We start from the raw sequence: 1,415 nt of genomic DNA on the forward strand, positions 1-1,415 counted from the left end.
ACAATGGATGTAGCTAATTTTAGGTACCACAAAGTAGCCCCACTTATGTTTCTTTTTTGTGGGGAGACTACTTTCATATAACGTAGTTAAAGCCTATGCAGCGATAGATACCGGTGTATCAGGCTTGTTGTAGATACTAGGCAAGATCATCAGTAATCTAGCTCTAAATCGACCGAAATGACGGACGCCATAGCTATTCCGTTTCAATACTTTAGTTTTGTTATTACAACCCTCTGTAAAGCCATTAGAATATGGTAATAGAAAAGCATTAACTACTTCGTCATACCAACTTGTAAACGATCGTAACAGGTTATTAAATTCACTAAGATTCGCTACTTTTACAAGAGATAGAAAGTTAGATAATGTATCTTCAATAGCTGTTCGACCTTTTGCAGTAAATAGGTGATCAAAGTAATGCTTCAATGCATAGGCTTGTCTTAAGTCATCAGACTTTCGTAGAACTTCAAATAAGCGAACACGTTCACCTTCAGAGAGTGTGCGGAATGCCTTACGACATAGTTTGCGAGAGCGTTTAATGTAAGCTCCTGAGTTCTTTAATCGCTTCTGCTCGCGTTTTCGTACGTTCTCGAACCCCCAACCCACCAGCCGTACTAGATGAAATCGATCGGCAATAATAGTAGCATTGGGAAACAGTTGTCTCATCTTAGAACGGAAAAACTCCGACATATCCATGACTAGATACCGCACCTTAGATCGCTCTTGTACGCTAAACTGTTTAAAGTAACTAACTAAAGCTATCTCACTTCTTTCGGGTAAAATATCTAGTACCCGTTTACCTTTTGGGTCTGTAACAATGACCTGGAACTTTTGCCCACCAGCATTTCCTCTGAACTCATCAATAGCTAGTGTTGTCGGTAAATAATCCGGTATACCAAAATGAAATGTCTTGGTAAATATACGGATGACAGTGGTAGTGGATACATCTAGCTCTTTAGCAATATCTGTGTAGGTATGAGTACCTTGTAGCTTGTACATCATCGTGGCTATCACAGCTTTACTCATCTGCAAATACTTACTTATGAAAGGATTCTTTTCGTTGAAAGTTTTACCACAGGAGGTGCAACGATATCTGCGTTGCTTATACTTACCAATCTTTTTACAGTTGTTATATTGTGCACTTACTTCTGTACCTAGCTTAATAGTACGAGTGTAATACCCTTTTACTTCTGTATGTACAGATCCACATGTAGGATATGTATGAGTAACTCTAGGCAACTTAATATAGTAAATAACAGCTTTGCCTTCCTCATCAAATACGACATCATAAATAAATTTTGTTTTGATATTTGTAAAAAATTCAGTATAATCTAATATAGGCATATGATTCAGTCCTTTCTTATTTGTGTGGTTACTTATATTGTAAAGCAAACTGAATGATATGCCTATTTTTATGC

General features: G+C 37.2%; 1 protein-coding gene. It reads right to left on the minus strand.

The features are described 5' to 3' along the window. Positions 1-93 precede the first annotated feature (93 nt). A complete protein-coding gene (locus tag EO118_RS08510) occupies positions 94-1,341 on the minus strand; it encodes an ISL3 family transposase (protein WP_127069497.1) in 1,248 nt (415 codons plus the stop codon). Between the last annotated feature and the right edge of the window lie 74 nt (positions 1,342-1,415).

The organism is Veillonella sp. 3891 (assembly GCF_003992315.1).
Lineage (GTDB): Bacteria > Bacillota > Negativicutes > Veillonellales > Veillonellaceae > F0422.

What these genes read in the sequence shown, in the direction of transcription:
- EO118_RS08510 (WP_127069497.1), bottom strand. Translation starts at nt 1,341, where the DNA reads ATGCCTATATTAGATTATACTGAATTTTTTACAAATATCAAAACAAAA.